Origin of the sequence: Pantoea sp. ANP04 (assembly GCF_041982285.1) — a bacterium.
Lineage (GTDB): Bacteria > Pseudomonadota > Gammaproteobacteria > Enterobacterales > Enterobacteriaceae > Pantoea > Pantoea eucalypti.
Genome location: NZ_JAUTYS010000019.1, coordinates 43,916 through 58,826, shown reverse-complemented (window position 1 = coordinate 58,826; position 14,911 = coordinate 43,916). Strand labels below are relative to the sequence as shown.

General features: G+C 56.6%; 10 protein-coding genes. 9 read left to right on the top strand and 1 reads right to left on the bottom strand.

The window, feature by feature from the left end; translation table 11 throughout:
• The first annotated feature begins 273 nt into the window (after positions 1–273).
• The 6 genes from Q7C21_RS20845 to Q7C21_RS20820 all read left to right on the top strand — a co-directional run bounded on the left by Q7C21_RS20845 (position 274) and on the right by Q7C21_RS20820 (position 7,254).
• Positions 274–1,635 carry an MFS transporter gene (locus tag Q7C21_RS20845; protein WP_286865542.1) on the top strand — a complete coding sequence of 454 codons (1,362 nt, stop codon included), beginning with the start codon at positions 274–276 and terminating at the stop codon, positions 1,633–1,635.
• Positions 1,632–2,978 carry an enolase C-terminal domain-like protein gene (locus tag Q7C21_RS20840; protein WP_033763209.1) on the top strand — a complete coding sequence of 449 codons (1,347 nt, stop codon included), beginning with the start codon at positions 1,632–1,634 and terminating at the stop codon, positions 2,976–2,978. Before Q7C21_RS20845 ends, Q7C21_RS20840 begins: the two co-directional genes overlap by 4 nt.
• A 10-nt stretch (positions 2,979–2,988) precedes the next feature.
• On the top strand, positions 2,989–4,320 hold the full coding sequence (gene gudD, locus Q7C21_RS20835; protein WP_008927115.1) for a glucarate dehydratase: 1,332 nt from the start codon (positions 2,989–2,991) through the stop codon (positions 4,318–4,320).
• A gap of 45 nt (positions 4,321–4,365) precedes the next feature.
• Positions 4,366–5,136: a 2-dehydro-3-deoxyglucarate aldolase gene (gene garL / locus Q7C21_RS20830; RefSeq protein WP_003854622.1), complete on the top strand. Its 771-nt coding sequence runs from the start codon at positions 4,366–4,368 to the stop codon at positions 5,134–5,136.
• 19 nt (positions 5,137–5,155) lie between these two features.
• The gene (gene garR, locus Q7C21_RS20825; protein ID WP_003854621.1) at positions 5,156–6,040 is read left to right on the top strand and encodes a 2-hydroxy-3-oxopropionate reductase; all 885 of its coding nucleotides are present in this window, start codon (positions 5,156–5,158) and stop codon (positions 6,038–6,040) included.
• Positions 6,041–6,114: 74 nt separating this feature from the next.
• Positions 6,115–7,254 (top strand): glycerate kinase, encoded by a 1,140-nt coding sequence (locus tag Q7C21_RS20820; RefSeq protein WP_003854619.1) that lies wholly within the window; start codon positions 6,115–6,117, stop codon positions 7,252–7,254.
• A 188-nt stretch (positions 7,255–7,442) separates the two neighbouring features.
• On the opposite strand, the gene barA is transcribed toward Q7C21_RS20820, so the two are convergent.
• Positions 7,443–10,172 (bottom strand): two-component sensor histidine kinase BarA, encoded by a 2,730-nt coding sequence (barA, locus tag Q7C21_RS20815; protein ID WP_008927114.1) that lies wholly within the window; start codon positions 10,170–10,172, stop codon positions 7,443–7,445.
• A 94-nt stretch (positions 10,173–10,266) separates the two neighbouring features.
• Here barA and rlmD point away from each other — a divergent pair, with 94 nt between their 5' ends.
• From rlmD to mazG, 3 genes are all read left to right on the top strand, one after another.
• Positions 10,267–11,583, top strand: a complete 1,317-nt coding sequence (rlmD, locus tag Q7C21_RS20810) for a 23S rRNA (uracil(1939)-C(5))-methyltransferase RlmD (protein WP_003854615.1) — start codon at positions 10,267–10,269, stop codon at positions 11,581–11,583.
• 29 nt (positions 11,584–11,612) lie between these two features.
• Positions 11,613–13,844, top strand: a complete 2,232-nt coding sequence (relA, locus tag Q7C21_RS20805) for a GTP diphosphokinase (protein WP_003854613.1) — start codon at positions 11,613–11,615, stop codon at positions 13,842–13,844.
• Positions 13,845–14,002: 158 nt separating this feature from the next.
• Entirely contained in the window at positions 14,003–14,791 is a 789-nt protein-coding gene (mazG, locus tag Q7C21_RS20800; RefSeq protein ID WP_375151072.1) for a nucleoside triphosphate pyrophosphohydrolase, read from the top strand.
• Positions 14,792–14,911: the final 120 nt, after the last annotated feature.

The following is a 14,911-nucleotide window of genomic DNA, read 5'->3' as shown; positions in this document are numbered from 1 at the left end:
TTATTCCAGGGCGATACGCCAATGTGATCGCTACGGGCTGTTCTTATACTGAGTTTCGTTAGCCAAAGTCAGGTTATCTGTCACGACGTATTCCTCATCTGATGCAGGGGCAAAGGCGCGTTAATGACCGCAGCTGTCAGCAGCCGGATGAATAAATAAAAGTTTGCCAAAACAAAAAGATCGCCGTGTTTAACCCAATTTCTCTCTGATACCCAACGCGATGTGTATGCAGTCAGAGCGGATGTAGCTCACGCTATATTTCAGGAGTGCATCATGAATAGTTTCAGCCAGACCGCGGAAACGGTGCAGAAGCGCACCAATGCCCGTTACTGGATTGTGGTGATGTTATTTATCGTCACCTCATTCAACTACGGTGACCGCGCAACCATTTCAATTGCCGGTTCGGCGATGTCCAAAGATATCGGCCTTGATTCAGTCGGACTTGGCTATATCTTCTCAGCGTTCTCATGGGCGTATGTCATTGGTCAGATTCCGGGCGGCTGGCTGCTCGATCGCTTCGGCTCAAAACGCGTCTACTTCTGGAGCATCTTCACCTGGTCGCTGTTTACCTTTCTGCAAGGGTTCGTCGATCTGTTCAGCGGCTTTGGCATCATCATGTCGCTGTTTATTCTGCGTTTCCTGGTCGGCCTGGCTGAAGCACCTTCTTTCCCGGGCAACAGCCGCATAGTCGCAGCCTGGTTCCCGGCGCAGGAACGCGGCACGGCGGTGGCGATCTTCAACTCGGCCCAATACTTTGCCACCGTGATCTTCGCACCGATTATGGGCTGGCTGGTCTCTTCCGTGGGCTGGGCGCACGTGTTCTGGTTCATGGGCGGCCTGGGCATCATCCTCAGTTTCATCTGGCTCAAAGTGATACACGATCCCACCGATCATCCTGGCGTGAATAAAGCTGAACTGGAGTACATGGAACAGGGCGGCGCGCTCATCAACATGGATGTCAAAAAGAACTCCCGAAAAGTGAGCTGGAGCGAGAAGTGGTTCCAGATCAAACAGCTGCTGACGTCACGCATGATGCTGGGCATCTATCTCGGTCAATACTGTGTTAACGCCTTAACCTACTTCTTTATCACCTGGTTCCCGGTCTATCTGGTGCAGGCGCGCGGCATGTCGATTCTTAAAGCGGGCTTTGTTGCGTCGATTCCGGCGGTGTGCGGCTTCCTCGGCGGCGTACTGGGCGGGGTGATCTCTGACTGGCTGATGCGTAAAACCGGCTCGCTGAATATCGCACGTAAAACGCCAATCGTTCTCGGCATGCTGCTCTCTATCTCAATGGTGATGTGTAACTACACCAATACCGAATGGATGGTGGTGTTCTTTATGGCACTGGCCTTCTTTGGTAAAGGCATCGGCGCGCTGGGCTGGGCGGTGATGGCAGATACCGCGCCGAAAGAGATCAGCGGCCTGAGCGGTGGTTTGTTCAACATGTTCGGTAACTTCTCCGGCATCGTCACGCCTATCGCCATCGGTTACATCATTGCTACCAGCGGTTCATTTGAAGGCGCGCTGGTTTATGTGGGGATTCACGCCTTTGTCGCGGCATTCAGCTTCCTGGTCATTGCCGGCGATATCAAACGTGTCGAACTGAAAACCTGGCCTGGTAAGGATGCATCATGAATACGCAAAGTTCGCCGGTGATTACTGACATGCGGGTTATCCCGGTCGCCGGTTACGACAGTATGCTGCTCAATATTGGCGGTGCACACAACGCCTGTTTTACCCGCAACATTGTGGTGCTCACTGATAGTGCCGGTCACACCGGCGTCGGTGAGGCGCCGGGCGGCGACACCATCTATCAGACGCTGGTGGAGGCGATTCCGCAGGTGAAAGGCCAGCAGATTGCCCGAATGAATCGTCTGGTGCAGCAGGTACACAAAGGCAATCAGTCCGCCGACTTCACCACTTTCGGTAACGGTGCATGGACCTTTGAACTGCGCGTTAATGCAGTGGCTGCGCTGGAAGCCGCGCTGCTCGATCTGCTGGGACAGTGTCTGGGCGTACCGGTGGCTGAACTGCTGGGGCCGGGCAAACAGCGTGATGAAGTCACGGTGCTGGGCTACCTGTTCTATCTTGGCGACCGCCGTAAAACCGATCTCCCCTACCTGAGCGGTGATCAGGCCAGCCACGACTGGTATCACCTGCGTCATCAGGAAGCACTGACCAGCGATGCTGTCGTGCGCCTGGCTGAAGCGGCACAGGATAAATATGGCTTTAAAGATTTCAAGCTCAAAGGTGGCGTGCTGCCGGGTGAGCAGGAGATCGCCACGGCGGCGGCGCTCAAGCAGCGTTTTCCCGATGCCCGTATCACCGTCGATCCCAATGGAGCCTGGCTGCTGGATGAAGCCATCGCGCTGTGTAAAGGAATGCATGATGTGCTGAGCTACGCCGAAGATCCCTGTGGCGCGGAGCAGGGCTATTCGGGCCGGGAAGTGATGGCTGAGTTCCGGCGCGCAACCGGCCTGCCCGTCGCCACAAATATGATCGCCACCAACTGGCGCGAGATGAACCACGCGGTGATGGTCAATGCGGTCGATATTCCGCTGGCCGATCCGCATTTCTGGACGCTGAGCGGTGCTGTTCGGGTCGCGCAGCTGTGCGATGAATGGGGCCTCACCTGGGGCTGTCACTCCAATAACCACTTTGATATTTCGCTGGCGATGTTTACCCATGTGGGTGCAGCAGCGCCAGGCAACCCGACCGCGATTGATACCCACTGGATCTGGCAGGAGGGCGATCAGCGCCTGACGAAAAATCCGCTGCAAATCCGCAACGGCAAAATTGCCGTACCGGATGCGCCTGGCCTGGGCATTGAGCTCGACTGGGAGCAGGTAAACAAAGCCCATCAGCTTTATCAGTCACTGCCCGCCGGTGCGCGTAACGACGCCACGGCGATGCAGTATCTGGTCCCTGGCTGGACTTTTGATCGCAAGCGTCCGGCATTTGGCCGTGCAACAGCATAAGGAGCAAGAGATGAGTTCAACACCGAAAGTGACCGCCATGCAGGTTATTCCGGTCGCAGGCTATGACAGCATGCTGCTAAACCTCAGCGGCGCTCACTCACCATTCTTTACCCGCAACATTGTGATTATCAAAGATAACGCCGGACACACTGGTGTTGGCGAAATTCCGGGCGGCGAGAAGATTCGCCAGACGCTGGAAGATGCGGCCTCGCTGGTGATCGGCAAAACGCTGGGTGAGTACAAAAATACCCTCAGCCTGGTGCGCAGCACCTTTGCTGACCGCGATGCGAACGGGCGCGGTAACCAGACCTTTGATCTGCGCACCACGATCCATGTGGTGACCGGTATCGAAGCGGCGCTGCTTGATTTGCTGGGTCAGCACCTGGGCGTCAACGTCGCCTCGCTGCTGGGTGACGGTCAGCAGCGCGACCGCGTGGAGATGCTCGGCTACCTGTTCTACATCGGCGACCGCAATAAAACCTCGCTCTCTTATCAGAACCAGCAGAACGATCCGTGCGACTGGTATCGCCTGCGCCATGAAGAGGCGCTCACGCCGGATGCGGTCGTGCGTCTGGCGGAAGCGGCTTATGAGAAATATGGCTTTAACGATTTCAAACTCAAAGGTGGCGTGCTGCGCGGCGGCGAAGAGGCTGAAGCCGTTACCGCGCTGGCAAAACGTTTTCCTGAAGCCCGTATCACCCTCGATCCCAATGGAGCCTGGTCGCTCAACGAGGCGATCATGCTCGGCAAACAGCTTAAAGATGTGCTGGCCTACGCAGAAGATCCTTGTGGAGCCGAACAGGGCTACTCCGGTCGCGAAGTGATGGCTGAGTTCCGCCGCGCCACCGGCATGCCAACGGCCACCAATATGATCGCCACCGACTGGCGGCAGATGGGCCATACCCTGTCGCTGCAGTCAGTCGACATTCCGCTGGCTGATCCACATTTCTGGACCATGCAGGGTTCGGTGCGCGTGGCGCAGATGTGTCACGACTTCGGTCTGACCTGGGGCTCGCACTCCAATAACCACTTCGACATTTCGCTGGCGATGTTCACCCACGTTGCCGCTGCCGCGCCGGGTGCGATTACCGCCATTGATACCCACTGGATCTGGCAGGAGGGCAATCAGCGTCTGACCAAAGAGCCGTTCCAGATTAAAGGCGGTATGGTGCAGGTGCCGCAGAAACCGGGTCTCGGCGTAGAGCTGGATATGGATCAGGTGATGCAGGCCAATGCGCTCTATCAGAAGCAGGGACTGGGTGCACGTGACGATGCTGAAGCGATGCAGTTTTTAGTGCCGGGATGGACGTTCGACAATAAGCGCCCATGCCTGGTTCGTTAACCTTTTCGGCTCCCCAAGCGGAGCCATCGTCACAGGAGTTCAACCATGAGTAATGCAGCCTGGCCCAATGGATTTCGTCGTCGCCTGTTAGCGGGCGATACCCTGATTGGCAGCTGGTGCGCGCTGGCCAGTCCGATCTCGACTGAAATTCTGGGGCTGGCCGGTTTCGACTGGCTGGTCCTGGATGGAGAGCACGCGCCCAACGACATCACCACCTTTGTACCGCAGCTGATGGCGCTGAAAGGCAGCCACAGTGCGCCCGTGGTGCGTCCGCCCTGCAACGAGCCGGTGATCATTAAGCGTCTGCTGGATATCGGGTTTAACAATCTTCTGGTGCCGTTTGTCGAAACCGAAGAGGAAGCCCTGCGGGCTGTTGCCTCAACCCGTTATCCGCCAGCCGGGATTCGTGGTGTTTCGGTGTCGCATCGCAGCAACATGTACGGCACGCTGCCGGATTACAACAGCACCATCAATGACAACATCACGGTGCTGGTGCAGATCGAAACTCAGCAGGCGGTTGACAACATTGATGCCATCGCAGCGGTGGACGGTGTCGACGGCATTTTTGTCGGGCCGGGCGATCTCTCCGCTGCGCTGGGCTATCTCGGTCAGCCCGCACATCCCGAAGTACTGAAAGTGATTAAGCACATTTTTGAACGAGCCAAAGCCGCCGGTAAGCCGAGCGGCATTCTGGCACCGGTAGAAGCGGACGCGCGTCGCTATCTGGAGTGGGGCGCCACCTTTGTGGCTGTCGGCAGCGATGTCGGGATGTTCCGCAACGCCTCGCAGGCGTTATGCGACAAATTTAAGCGCTAATCGATTAAGGGGAAACGTCATGAAAATTGGATTTATCGGCCTGGGCATCATGGGCAAACCCATGAGTAAAAATCTGGTGAAAGCCGGGTATTCGCTGGTAGTGCGCGACAACAACACCGAAAACGAAGCGGAACTGGCTAAACTGGGTGCAACCGTGGCGAAAACGCCAAAAGAGGTGGCTGAGCAGTGCGATGTGGTGATTACCATGGTGCCTAATTCACCGCAGGTTATTGACGTCTGCCTGGGGAAAAACGGCATTATCGAAGGGGCGAAGCCAGGTCTGGTGGTCATCGACATGAGTTCCATTGCGCCGCTGGCGAGCCGTGAGGTACACGATGCGCTGGCAGAAAAGCAGATCAAAATGCTCGATGCGCCGGTCAGTGGCGGCGAACCCAAAGCGATTGAAGGAACGCTTTCGGTGATGGTCGGCGGTGATAAAGCCGTGTTCGATTCCTGCTATGACATCATGAAAGCGATGGCGGGCTCGGTGGTGCATACCGGCGACATCGGTGCGGGCAACGTGACTAAGCTGGCTAACCAGGTGATTGTGGCACTGAACATTGCGGCGATGTCCGAAGCGTTATCGCTGGCGACCAAAGCGGGTGTGAATCCGGATCTGGTTTATCAGGCGATTCGTGGCGGCCTGGCGGGCAGCACGGTGCTGGATGCCAAAGCGCCGATGGTGATGGATCGTAACTTCAAGCCCGGTTTCCGGATTGACCTGCACATCAAAGATCTGGCGAACGCGCTGGATACGTCGCACAGCATCGGTGCGCACCTGCCGCTGACGGCAGCAGTGATGGAGATGATGCAGGCGCTGCGCAATGACGGGCAGGGTAACGCCGACCACAGCGCACTGGCCTGCTATTATGAGAAGTTAGCGAAGGTTGAAATCGCCCGCTAAAACCCGATGCCGGTCTCCCCAACACCGGACTGGTTCAGAGCCGTTTCAATCACCCAACTGCGCTCGGATTGCCTATGAAAATCGTAATCGCACCGGATTCATATAAAGAGAGTTTATCCGCCCTGGATGTGGCATCAGCGATTGAAGCGGGTTTCCGTGACATCTTCCCCGATGCACATTACGTGAAAATACCGGTCGCCGACGGTGGCGAAGGCACGGTAGAAGCGATGGTGGCGGCGACGAAGGGAAAAATCGTCAGGCTGAAGGTGACCGGACCGTTGGGCACGCAGGTTGATGCCTTTTATGGCCTGTCCGGCGATGAGTCCACGGCCTATATCGAAATGGCCGCGGCCAGCGGACTGGAACAGGTTCCGGCAGCACAGCGTGACCCGCTGATAACGACCTCATTCGGCACCGGCGAGTTGATCAGGCATGCGCTGGATAAGGGCGTCGGCCATATCATCATTGGTATCGGCGGCAGCGCCACCAATGATGGCGGTGCCGGGATGATGCAGGCGCTCGGCGCCCGACTGCTGGACGCCCAGGGCGGCGAGATTGGTCACGGAGGCGGCGCACTCTCTGCGCTTGCCAGCATTGATATTGATGCACTGGATGCCCGCATTCATCAGTGCCGCATCGAAGTGGCGTGTGATGTTTCTAATCCGCTCACCGGAAAAGAAGGCGCATCGGCCATCTTCGGTCCGCAGAAAGGCGCGACACCGGCGCTGGTGCAGCAGCTCGATCAGGCATTGGTGCATTACGCCGCCATTATTCATCGCGATCTGGATATTGATGTCCTGCACATTCCTGGCGGTGGTGCAGCGGGCGGGATGGGGGCGGCACTGCACGCCTTTTGTCGGGCGGAACTGCGACGCGGCATTGAAATTGTCACAGAGGCTCTGGGGCTGGCTGACCAGGTGAAAGATGCTGATCTGGTGATTACCGGTGAAGGGCGTATCGACAGCCAGAGTATTAATGGCAAGGTGCCAATTGGTGTCGCCAGCGTGGCAAAACGTTTTAACAAGCCAGTGATTGGTATTGCCGGCAGCCTGACGGCGGATGTTGGCGTGGTGCATCAACATGGAATCGATGCGGTATTCAGCGTGCTTTACACCATCTGTTCGCTGGATGAAGCACTGGCCAGTGCCGGAAAAAATGTTGAGATGACGGCACGTAACGTGGCTGCCACGCTGAAACTGGCCGGATTCAGGTAACCGGCAGGCGCACCTGATTATTAAGCCCAGCCGGATTGAGCGGACATTGAGCAGACTGAAAAGGGCGTTGATATTCAGAATGTCTGTTTAAGCACCACGCTCTTTTCTGGCCAGCGCGCTGTAAGTTAGCCCTGCAAGCCGGTTAGCGTTTGAGACAGTGGCAGGTTCGGCGGCAGCTGCCGCCAGCCTTATCCAATTCCTAACAGCTGACGGGCTTCTCTGGCGACGTTTTCCATCTCATCCTGCAACTCCAGCAGCTCCGGTTCCAGTGCCGCGATGTCGCTGGCCTCCAGCAGTCCTCGCTCCAGCTGATGGCAGAGTTGTTTCATGCGCGGTACGCCGCTGTAGCTGGCGCTGCCGTGCAGCTTGTGAATAATCTCACGCAGGGCGTTGACCTCATTGGTCGCCATAAACTGCGCCATCTTCGCATGCACTTCCGGTAAAAATTCCAGCAGCATCCGCAGCAGATCGCGTGCCAGATCGGGTTTATTCGCCGCCTGTCGCAGTGCCAGTTGCCAGTCGAGCGTGGGTAATATTGGCAGCAGTTCAGGCACAGGGACCACCGGCGGCGGCGTATAGCGCGCCAGAAGCTGCCTTAACTTGCTCTCATCAATTGGCTTCGCAAGGTAGTCATTCATGCCTGCCTTGATCAACTGCTCGCGCTCGCCATCAATGGCATGGGCGGTCACTGCCACAATCGGCGTGCTGGCGTGTTGAGGCAGGCTACGGATAATTTCGCTGGCGCGAATGCCATCAATCTCAGGCATCTGAATATCCATCAGAATCACATCCAGCGGCTGCTGGCGAGCCTCGCGAATAGCGTGTTCAGCGCTGCTGCACAGCAGGATATTCTGCACCTGCTCCTCGAGCAGCGCGCCAATCAGTTTAAGATTGGCGGGATTATCATCCACCGCCATCACCGTCAGCGGCAGGCGGGGAGATGGCGGCAGTTCACTCATCTGACGGGTATGGAGATCCAGTAACATCGGCAGGAGTCGCGTCAGAGAGATTGGTTTCGCAATGCAGCCGTCAATGCCCCGCGCCTTCAGCTCATCAGCCAGCAACATCATCGGGCTGGGAAGCGCCATCAGCACATTGTCAGCCCGATCCAGCAGCCCATTAATCCTGCGCTCGTTGAGCAGTTCGGGCTGGCTGATATCGACGGGCATCGCCATCAGCAGCAGCGGATAGTGAGGTGCTTTTAATCCCTCCAGCGTTTCGCTGTAGTCAATCTGCAACGGTGTCGCGCTCAGCATCTCCAGCGCTGCGCTGGCAACATAAGCATCCGGTTCCACGTAGGCAATGCGCGCATGTGACAGCGCATCCAGCACGCGCGGCATGCCGGGTGCATTAGGATTAAGATCCAGCTGTACGCGAATGACAAAGACAGAGCCTTGATCCGGCTGGCTGCTAAAGGTGATTTCGCCGCCCATCTCCCGTACCAGTTTCTGGGTGATGACCAGCCCCAGCCCGGTACCGCCATGACGGCGCGAAATACTGGCGTCAGCCTGACGAAACGCCTGGAACATCTGGGTCTGTTGCTGCTCAGAGATGCCGATGCCGCTGTCCTCAACCTGAATCTCCAGCTCGACGCGCGACTGCGTAATCACCCGCTGTCCGACGCGCAGGCCGATGTATCCCTTCTCGGTAAACTTGATGGCGTTTCCGATCAGGTTGATCAGGATCTGTTGCAGGCGCAGCGCATCGCCAATCACGTTGTCCGGCACGCTGCTGTCACACACCACCGTCAGCTCCAGCCCTTTATCATGTGCCGACGGCGCCAGCAGCACCAGAGTTTCATCCAGCGTGGCGCGTAGCGGGAAGGGGATGGCCTCCAGCATCAGCTTGCCCGCTTCCAGCTTCGAGAAATCGAGCACGTCATTGATGATGCTGAGCAGGTTATTAGCCGAACGTTCAATGGTCTGCATATAGTCGCGCTGCGTCGTGCGCAGCTGGGTTTTCAGCATCTGGCGGGTAAAGCCCAGCACGCCATTCAGCGGCGTTCGCAGCTCATGGGACATATTGGCCAGAAACTCAGATTTGATGCGCGCCGCTTCCTGGGCGCGTTTCTTCGCCAGATCCAGCTCAACGTTCTGAATCTCCAGCTGTTCCAGTGTTTCCCGCAGATCGTAGGTCGCCTGATCGATATTGTGCTGCATCTCTTCGTGATAGGCGGTCAGCGACATGGCCATCGCGTTAATCCCGTTTTTCAGAATGCTGAGTTCACCCAGCATGTAACCCTCAACGCGGCTATCAAGCTGGCCGCGACGGATGCGGTCAACGGTGGTGACCATATTGCGGATCGGGCCGGTGACATCGCGCATCAGACGGTAAGCAAACAGCATGGCAAGGCAGAGGCAGAAGAGCAGCATCAGCGTGGCGACAAACACCTCTTTATACTGCTGTAAACGCACCGACTGCAGATCCAGCTCTATTGCCACATAGCCCAGCGGATTGCCCGATGGCTTGGCATCTTCATCCGGTAATTCATCCACATCGTAACGTTCGGTGGTAATCGGCGTGCGCAGAATCAGTATGCTGCCGTGACGTTCCATTGAAACATCGTCGGGCAGGCCGCGGATGTCATCCTGTTGCAACAGGCTGAGGTTTTGCTTGTGATTGGAGGTGACGTAGAGCTGATTGTGGTTATCAAACACCGAGATCGCCCGAACAATGGCGGAGTGGCGACGATGCAGCAGGCTGACCAGTTCACGCATGGCATCACGATTGTGCCAGGTCATGCTGTATTCGCTGGAAATCGCCAGGGGTTCGATGATGTTGGCCCCGGCATCGATTACCTGTCGCTGTAGCTCATTGTAGCGGTGCACCACAAAAAATGAGCTGAGCAGCAGGCCAACCATCAGCGTGGGTGCCAGAATTAAAATCATCATTCGCGCCCGAAGGCTGTATTTGGTCATAATAGTCGCCTGGCTACTCCGGCATTAACGTCCCTGTGCATGCTGTCGATAAAGCTATGCAGGTCGTTTTTCGATAAAGAGAATAAATAACACTATGGCGCAATTCTACGTTGCAAAACAGCGCGTGACGACGCAACAACGCCTTACCGTCACCATTGAGGAGCTTGACCCGTTTGGACAAGGTGTGGCACGCCACAAGGGCAAAACCCTGTTTGTCGCGGGTGCCCTGCCGGGTGAACAGGCTGAGATTGTGCTGACAGAGGATAAACGTCAATTTGCCCGGGCGAAAGTGACACGGCTGATTAGCCGCAGTCCGGCTCGGGTGACACCGCGCTGCCCGCACTATGATCGCTGCGGCGGTTGCCAGCAGCAGCATGCCGATGTGGCACTGCAACAGCAGAGCAAAGCGCAGGCCCTGAGCCGGATGCTGAGCCAGGCCGCCTCACAGAGTGTCGCGGTGGATGAGGTGATCGCCGGTCAGCCCTGGGGTTACCGCCGTCGTGCGCGTCTGGGTCTGCAATGGCAAAATAAAGCGCAGCGATTGCAGATGGGATTCCGGCAGGAAGCCAGCAACGATCTGGTCGATATACAGCACTGCCCCGTTTTAGTGCCCGAACTTGAGGCATTGCTGGTTCCGCTGCACCAGTGTCTCAGCGACCTGCGAGCTGTCAGGCGTCTCGGGCATGTGGAACTGGTGCTGGCGGACAATGGCCCGCTGATGATTCTGCGCCATCTTGATGCGCTGCATACAGATGACCGTGAAAAACTGGAACAGTTTTCGCATAAACATCAGCTGATGCTGTTCCTGGATGCGGGCGATGAAAATCTGACGGCGTTAAGTGAATCGATGCCCTTTTATCACTCTCATCAACTTAAGCTAACCTTCAATCCACAGGATTTTATCCAGGTTAATGATGGGGTGAATCAGCAGATGGTCGCGAAGGCGATCGCCTGGCTGGATTTGCAGCCGGAAGACCGCGTGCTGGATCTGTTTTGTGGCATGGGAAACTTCACACTTCCTGTAGGAATCTTCGTACAAAATGTGGTTGGTGTGGAGGGGATTGCAGCATTAGTGCGGCAGGCAGCGTATAATGCTGATTTGAATAATCTTAAAAATGTAAGTTTCTTTCAGCATAATCTGGAAGAAGAGGTGTCGCGCCAGCCGTGGGCGACACAGGGGTTTAACAAGGTATTACTCGATCCGGCACGCGCCGGGGCTGCGGGCGTAATGGCGCATGTGGTTAAACTTGCACCAGAACGTGTGGTCTATGTTTCGTGTAATCCCACAACACTCGCCCGCGACAGCCAGATATTGCTGTCAGCAGGCTACCAATTGGAAAGGGTCGCGATGCTGGATATGTTTCCTCATACCCGTCATCTCGAATCCATGGTGCTGTTCAGAAAAACATAAGCGATGAATGTCGTTGTGCAGGAGAGGTTATGGTTGCGGTCAGAAGTGCGCATTTAAATACCGAGGGAGATTTCGCCCTCGACCAGTGGATCGCCAGTCTCGGTATTGCCAACCCGCAATCATGTCAACGCGTTGCCGAGACCTGGCGCTACTGCGAAGCGCAGACGCAGGGCCATCCCGATCAGTCGCTGCTTCTGTGGCGCGGTATCGAGATGGTGGAAATCCTCTCAATGCTCAGCATGGATATTGAAAGCCTGTGTGCAGCACTGATTTTCCCGCTGGCTAACGATGAAGTGGTCAGTGAAGAAGAGCTGGAAACCGCCGTCGGTAAAGGCATTGTCTCGCTGGTGCACGGCGTGCGTGACATGGACGCCATTCGCCAGCTGAAAGCGATTCACAACGACTCCATGGCCTCTGAACAGGTGGATAATGTCCGCCGCATGCTGCTGGCAATGGTGGAAGATTTCCGCTGCGTAGTGCTGAAGCTGGCCGAACGCATCATGAACCTGCGCGAAATGAAAGATGCGCCGGAAGATGAGCGGGTGCTGGCGGCCAAAGAGAGCACCAACATCTATGCACCTCTGGCCAACCGTCTGGGTATCGGTCAGCTCAAATGGGAGCTGGAAGATTATTGCTTCCGCTATCTCCATCCCGACGAATACAAGCGCATTGCCAAACTACTGCATGAGCGGCGAATTGATCGTGAGCAGTACATCGACAATTTTGTCAGCAACCTGCGCAAAGAGATGGCGAAAGAGGGCGTGCGCGCCGAAGTTTATGGTCGTCCGAAACATATCTACAGCATCTGGCGCAAGATGCAGAAAAAGTCGCTGGCCTTTGATGAGCTGTTTGATGTGCGTGCGGTGCGTATCGTCGCCGACCGCCTGCAGGATTGCTACGGCGCACTGGGTACGGTACATACGCTTTATCGCCATCTGCCCAGCGAGTTCGATGACTACGTGGCCAACCCCAAGCCCAACGGCTACCAGTCGATTCATACCGTCGTGCTTGGGCCGCAGGGCAAAACGGTGGAGATCCAGATCCGTACCCGACAGATGCACGAAGATGCCGAACTGGGCGTTGCGGCACACTGGAAGTACAAAGAGGGCCCCACCTCCAGCAGCGCGCGTGGCGCAGCGGGTCACGAAGAGCGCATTGCCTGGCTGCGTAAGCTGATCAGCTGGCAGGAAGAGATGGCTGACTCCGGCGAGTTGCTGGAAGAAGTCCGTAGCCAGGTGTTTGATGACCGGGTCTACGTCTTTACGCCAAAAGGCGACGTCGTGGATCTACCCGCAGGTTCGACACCGCTCGACTTCGCCTACCACATTCACAGTGACATCGGTCACCGCTGCATCGGCGCAAAAATTGGTGGCCGCATCGTGCCGTTCACCTACCAGCTGCAGATGGGCGACCAGGTTGAAGTGATTACCCAGAAACAGCCGAACCCGAGCCGTGACTGGCTCAACCCGAACCTGGGCTACATTACCACCAGCCGTGGACGCTCGAAGATCCACAACTGGTTCCGCAAGCAGGATCGCGACAAGAATATTATCGCCGGACGGCAGATTCTGGATAACGAACTGAATCAGCTTGATATCAGCCTGCGCGAAGCGGAAAAACTGCTGCTGCCGCGCTATAACGTGACCTCGCTTGAAGAGTTGCTGGCGGCGATTGGCGGCGGCGATATTCGTCTGAATCAGATGGTTAACTTCCTGCAGGCGAAGCTGAACAAACCGAGTGCTGAAGAGGAAGATCGTGAAGCGCTGCGCCAGCTGACTCAGAAAGCCTACTCTCAGCCTGCGCGCAAAGAGAGTGGGCGCGTAGTCGTGGAGGGCGTAGGCAATCTGATGCACCACATCGCCCGCTGCTGCCAGCCGATTCCGGGGGATGACATTGTCGGCTTCATCACCCAGGGGCGCGGTATCTCCATTCACCGCGCCGACTGCGACCAGCTGGCTGAACTCACATCGCACGCGCCGGAACGTATCGTCGATGCGGTGTGGGGCGAAAGCTACTCCAGCGGTTACTCGCTGGTGGTGCGCGTCACCGCCAACGATCGCAGCGGCTTACTGCGCGACATCACCACCATTCTCGCCAACGAGAAAGTGAATGTACTGGGCGTCTCAAGCCGCAGCGACACCAAAAAGCAGCTGGCGACTATCGATATGGATATTGAGATCTACAACCACCAGGTTCTGGGACGTGTCCTGGCGCGACTGAACCAGGTCTCTGATATCATTGACGCCCGCCGCCTGCACTGATATTCAGTCAGGCTCTGAAGCAACCGGCAACAGGAGGTTGCGCGGGCGTTTTCTGCACCCTGAAACCCGGCCGGATGCTGTTCACCACATCCGGCCGGGTTGCACGCCTTGCTTCTCTGATCGTTGCCCATCACCTGACTCATCAAGGAACCGCCTGAATGAACGCTATTGAGCGCCTGCTTGGCATAATGAAAACGCTGCGCGATCCACAGCATGGTTGCCCATGGGATCGTGAACAGACCTTTGCCACTATTGCGCCCTATACCCTGGAAGAGACTTACGAAGTGCTGGACGCTATTCAGCGCGAAGATTTTGACGACCTGCGCGGCGAACTGGGCGATCTGCTGTTTCAGGTGGTGTTCTATGCGCAGATGGCCAGCGAACAGGAACGCTTCAATTTCGAGGATATCTGTCACGCGATTAGCGACAAGCTGGAGCGACGTCATCCGCATATTTTTGGCGATGCCACAGCAGAAACCAGCAGCGACGTGCTGAAAAACTGGGAAGCGATTAAAACTGCCGAGCGTGCGGACAAAGCCCAGCATTCCGCGCTGGATGATATCCCCAAAGCGCTGCCCGCATTGATGCGCGCCCACAAGATTCAGAAGCGCTGTCACAACGTCGGCTTCGACTGGACTACGCTGGGACCGGTGGTGGCGAAAGTGCACGAAGAGATTGATGAAGTGATGCACGAGGCGCAGCAGAGCGTGGTGGATGGCGAGAAGCTGGAAGAGGAGATTGGCGACCTGCTGTTTGCCACGGTTAACCTCTCGCGTCATCTTGGCAGCAAAGCGGAAACCGCACTGCAAAAGGCGAATGACAAGTTTGAGCGCCGGTTCCGTGAAGTGGAAGCGATTATCAATGCACAAGGTCTCAGCATGCCGGGCGCCACACTGGAGCAAATGGAGGCTGCCTGGCAGGAGGTGAAACAGGACGAGAAGCGCTGATTATTCCACCGCTGTGCATAAAGTCGCCGTTTACGCTTACTCGATTCAGCGCGGCGGCAACTTTGTGACGCACATCAACATTTCATCGGCAGCTATCCGCTATGTTAAGACGCAGCAATG